This is a genomic window from Stenotrophomonas sp. 3diitr2024 (assembly GCF_042136455.1).
Classification (GTDB): domain Bacteria; phylum Pseudomonadota; class Gammaproteobacteria; order Xanthomonadales; family Xanthomonadaceae; genus Stenotrophomonas; species Stenotrophomonas sepilia.
In genome coordinates this window covers 1-4,722 of record NZ_JBHHMJ010000318.1, presented here as the reverse complement: position 1 = coordinate 4,722, position 4,722 = coordinate 1, and the positions used below count along the sequence as shown (strand labels likewise).

Genomic DNA, 4,722 nt, shown 5'->3' with positions numbered 1-4,722 from the left:
GATTCCCGCAGGGGCTCTGACCCATTCCGGGGCCCACCGTTGGGGTCGGAGCCCCATTCGGGGATCCAACCCCACCCCATCGCATTCACCCACCTGAGTGAAATCTGACCGGCCCGGGCAGTTTTGCTGCACTGCAAAATGCCATACGCTACCGTCTGGTCCTAGTATCAAACAATCGTTTGATTAAGGTCCGCCCGCCGATGGCCAAACCCGCCCACTTCTCGACCAAGGACCGGATCCTCGGCGCGGCCGAGGAGCTGTTCGCCCAGCACGGCTTCGCCGGCACCTCGCTGCGCCAGGTGACCAGCCAGGCCGATGTCAACATCGCTGCGGTCAACTACCACTTCGGCTCCAAGGAAAACCTGGTCAACGAGGTGTTCCGCCGCCGCATGGACGAGATGACCGGCGCCCGCCTGTCACAGCTCGAACGTGCCCGCGCCGAGCACCCGGGCGAACTGCGCCCGGTGCTGGCCGCCTTCGTCGAGCCGGCGCTGGCGCTGGCCCAGGACCGCCAGAACGGCGGCGCCTTCGTGCGCGTGATCGCCCGCGCCTACGCCGAGAAGAACGACAACCTGCGCAAGTTCCTGTCCGACCACTACGGCCACGTGCTGCGTGCGTTCGGCAAGGCCATCGGCGAGTGCGTGCCGGACCTGAGCAAGGAAGAGCTGTACTGGCGCCTGGACTTCCTGGCCGGCTCGCTCACCTATGCCATGGCCGATTTCGGGCTGATCAAGCGTCCCGCCGGTGTCACCGAAGCGGCGCATCGTGCCCATGCCGCCCACGAACTGATCCATTTCGCCGAAGCCGGGTTCCGCGCCGCCGCACGCGCCAGCGCCCTGCCCGCTTCCGTTTGATTCCACCCAGTAACTGCTGACCAACAAAGGCCCTACACCATGTCCAATTCCCTGCTAGTCCGCCGCGCCGCCGTGCTGGGTGCCGGCGTCATGGGTGCCCAGATCGCCGCCCACCTCACCAACGCTGGCGTCGACACCGTGCTGTTCGACCTGCCTGCCAAGGAAGGTCCGGCCGACGGCATCGTGCTGAAGGCGATCGCCAACCTGGGCAAGCTGAGCCCGGCGCCGCTGGCCAGCAAGTCGCTGGCCGAAGCCATCACCCCGGCCAACTACGACTCCGGCCTGGAGCAGCTGAAGGACTGCGACCTGATCATCGAGGCCATCGCCGAGCGCATGGACTGGAAGCAGGACCTGTACAAGAAGATCGCCCCGTTCGTGGCCGACCACGCGGTGCTGGCCTCCAACACCTCGGGCCTGGGCATCAACAAGCTCGCCGACGTGCTGCCCGAACAGCTGCGGCACCGCTTCTGCGGCGTGCACTTCTTCAACCCGCCGCGCTACATGCACCTGGCCGAGCTGATCCCGGCCACCACCACCGACGACGCCGTGCTGGAAGGCCTGGAAGCTTTCCTGGTCACCACCCTGGGCAAGGGCGTGGTGTACGCCAAGGACACCCCGAACTTCATCGGCAACCGCATCGGCGTGTTCTCGATCCTGTCGACCATCCACCACACCCAGCAGTTCGGCCTGGGCTTCGACGAAGTGGACGGCCTGACCGGCCCGCTGGTCGGCCGCCCGAAGTCGGCCACCTACCGCACCTCCGACGTGGTCGGCCTGGACACCATGGCCCACGTCATCAAGACCATGGGCGACACCCTGCCGAACGACCCGTGGCATGAGTTCTTCAAGTCGCCGAAGTGGCTGGACGCGCTGATTTCCAAGGGCGCACTGGGCCAGAAGACCGGCGCCGGCATCTTCCGCAAGGTCGGCAAGGACATCGTCGTGCTGGACCTGGAGAAGCAGGACTACCGCCCGGCCGACCGCACCGCCGCCCCGGAAGTGGTCGAGATCCTGAAGATCAGGAACCCGGCCGAGAAGTTCGCCAAGCTGCGCGAGAGCCAGCACCCGCAGGCGCAGTTCCTGTGGGCGACTTTCCGTGACCTGTTCCACTACAGCGCCTACCACCTGGCCGACATCGCCGAGACCGCGCGCGACGTCGACCTGGCCATCCGCTGGGGCTACGGCTGGTCGCTGGGCCCGTTCGAAACCTGGCAGGCCGCCGGCTGGAAGCAGGTCGCGCAGTGGATCGCCGATGACATCGTGGCCGGCAAGAGCATGAGCAACGCACCGCTGCCGGACTGGGTGTTCGATGGCCGCGATGGCGTGCACGCCGCCGAGGGCAGCTACAGCCCGTCGCGCAACGCCAAGCTGCCGCGTTCGTCGCTGCCGGTGTACCAGCGCCAGCGCTTCCCGGATCCGCTGCTGGGCGAACAGTTCGCGCCGGGCGAAACCGTGTTCGAGAACGACGGCCTGCGCATGTGGCACGACGGTGATGGCATCGCCGTGGTCAGCTTCAAGACCAAGATGAACACCGTGTCCGACCAGGTGCTGGACGGCCTGCAGGAATGCGTCAGCCGCGCCGAGAAGGACTTCCAGGGCCTGGTGATCTGGCAGCAGAAGGAGCCCTTCTCTGCCGGTGCCGATCTGGCCGGTGCACTGGGCCTGCTGCAGGCCGGCAAGGTCGACCAGTTCGAAGAAATGGTTGCCAACTTCCAGCGCACCAGCCAGCGCATCAAGTACTCGCTGGTGCCGGTGGTTGCCGCCGTGCGTGGCCTGGCGCTGGGTGGTGGCTGCGAGTTCCAGATGCACAGCGCCAAGACCGTGGCCTTCCTGGAAAGCTACATCGGCCTAGTCGAGGCCGGCGTCGGCCTGCTGCCGGCCGGCGGTGGCCTGAAGGAACTGGCCGTGCGCGCCTCGCAGGCCGCAGGCCCGGGCGGTGATGTGTTCGCCGAACTGAAGAAGACCTTCGAGACCATAGCGATGGCCAAGGTCTCCAACTCGGCGGTCAACGCCAAGGAACTGGGCCTGCTGCGCAGCACCGACAAGGTGGTGTTCAACAGCTACGAAGCGCTGCACATCGCCAAGGCCGAAGCTCGCGCCCTGGCCGAAGCGGGCTACCGTCCGCCGCTGCCGGCACGCCGCATCCAGGTGGCCGGTGACGTGGGTATCGCCACCTTCAAGATGATGCTGGTCAACATGCTGGAAGGCCGCTTCATCAGCCCGTACGACTACGAGATCGCCGAGCGCATCGCCACCGTGCTGTGCGGCGGCAAGGTCGACCGCGGCACCCTGGTTGACGAAGAGTGGCTGCTGACCCTGGAGCGCAAGCACTTCGTCGAACTGGCCCAGCAGGAAAAGACCCAGGCCCGCATCGCGCACATGCTGAAGACCGGCAAGCCGCTGCGGAACTGACGGAAGACATCGGTAGTGCCGGCCGCTGGCCGGCAACCTCTTCCAACCCCTATTCAAGAGATCATTGCAATGACCAAGCAAATCCAGGACGCCTACATCGTCGCCGCCACCCGTACCCCGGTTGGCAAGGCGCCCAAGGGCATGTTCCGCAACACCCGCCCCGACGACATGCTTGCGCACGTGCTGCGCAGCGTCGTCGCCCAGGCCCCGGGCGTGGACGTCAACCGCATCGATGACGCCATCATCGGCTGCGCCATGCCGGAAGCCGAGCAGGGCATGAACGTGGCGCGCATCGGCGTGCTGCTGGCCGGCCTGCCGAACACCATCGCCGCGCAGACCGTGAACCGCTTCTGCTCCTCCGGCCTGCAGGCCGTGGCGCAGGCCGCCGATGCGATCCGCCTGGGCAACGCCGACCTGATGCTGGCCGGCGGTACCGAGTCGATGTCGATGGTGCCGATGATGGGCAACAAGATCGCCATGGCACCGAGCGTGTTCGACAACGACCACGTCGCCATCGCCTACGGCATGGGCATCACCGCCGAGAAGGTGGCCGAAGAGTGGAAGGTCTCGCGCGAAGACCAGGACGCGTTCGCCCTGGCCTCGCACCAGAAGGCCATGGCCGCGATCCAGAACGGCGAGTTCAAGGACGAAATCAGCCCGTACGAGATCGTCTCGCACCTGCCGGACCTGGCCGACGGCCAGCGCATCATCACCCGCAACAAGGTGGCCGACACCGACGAAGGCCCGCGCCCGGACTCCTCCGCTGAAGGCCTGGCCAAGCTGCGCCCGGTATTCCGCAACGGCCAGTTCGGCGGCACCGTCACCGCCGGCAACTCGTCGCAGATGAGCGATGGCGCCGGTGCCGTGCTGCTGGCCTCGGAGCAGGCGATCAAGGATTACGGCCTGACCCCGCTGGCGCGTTTCGTCAGCTTCTCGGTGGCCGGCGTGCGCCCGGAAGTGATGGGCATCGGCCCGATCGCCGCGATCCCGAAGGCCCTGAAGCAGGCCGGCCTGACCCAGGACCAGCTGGACTGGATTGAACTGAACGAAGCCTTCGCCGCGCAGTCGCTGGCAGTGATCCGCGATTGCGGCCTGGACCCGAGCAAGGTCAACCCGCTGGGCGGCGCGATCGCCCTGGGCCATCCGCTGGGCGCGACCGGCGCGATCCGTACCGCCACCCTGCTGCACGGCCTGCGTCGTCGCCAGCAGAAGTACGGCATGGTCACGATGTGCATCGGCACCGGCATGGGCGCGGCGGGTATTTTCGAGGCGCTGTAAGGTTCAAGGCGTTGCCTCGATGGGCTTCATGGCGTGGGCCGGGTTGGCAGGCGAGCAGGGCAGCGCCACGCGCGCCACCGGCATCGCCGAACCGTGGCGGCACGATCGGCGGGACCTGCACGCCATTGAACAGATGGGTGGCGATGGCGGCCGGCAGCTGCTGGTACAGCGGCGCGTA

Annotated in this window: 3 protein-coding genes and 1 pseudogene; 3 read left to right on the top strand and 1 reads right to left on the bottom strand. The window is 67.0% G+C overall.

All coding sequences use genetic code 11. From position 1 onward, the window contains the following. Positions 1-200: 200 nt before the first annotated feature. From ABGA94_RS07435 to ABGA94_RS07425, 3 genes are all read left to right on the top strand, one after another. Positions 201-854 carry a TetR/AcrR family transcriptional regulator gene (locus tag ABGA94_RS07435; protein ID WP_005416238.1) on the top strand — a complete coding sequence of 218 codons (654 nt, stop codon included), beginning with the start codon at positions 201-203 and terminating at the stop codon, positions 852-854. A gap of 39 nt (positions 855-893) precedes the next feature. Then, positions 894-3,266 (top strand): 3-hydroxyacyl-CoA dehydrogenase/enoyl-CoA hydratase family protein, encoded by a 2,373-nt coding sequence (locus ABGA94_RS07430; RefSeq protein WP_375366879.1) that lies wholly within the window; start codon positions 894-896, stop codon positions 3,264-3,266. A 69-nt stretch (positions 3,267-3,335) separates the two neighbouring features. Next, positions 3,336-4,544, top strand: coding sequence for an acetyl-CoA C-acyltransferase (locus ABGA94_RS07425; RefSeq protein ID WP_005416236.1), 1,209 nt, complete (start codon positions 3,336-3,338; stop codon positions 4,542-4,544). Between the two features lie 40 nt (positions 4,545-4,584). Here ABGA94_RS07425 and ABGA94_RS07420 read toward each other — a convergent pair. Continuing rightward, a pseudogene (locus ABGA94_RS07420) lies at positions 4,585-4,722 on the bottom strand (sugar kinase); the annotation flags it as partial.

Excerpts from the sequence above, each read along its gene's own strand:
- ABGA94_RS07430 (WP_375366879.1), top strand. The coding sequence starts at position 894 with ATGTCCAATTCCCTGCTAGTCCGCCGCGCCGCCGTGCTGGGTGCCGGC.
- ABGA94_RS07435 (WP_005416238.1), top strand. The coding sequence starts at position 201 with ATGGCCAAACCCGCCCACTTCTCGACCAAGGACCGGATCCTCGGCGCG.
- ABGA94_RS07425 (WP_005416236.1), top strand. The coding sequence starts at position 3,336 with ATGACCAAGCAAATCCAGGACGCCTACATCGTCGCCGCCACCCGTACC.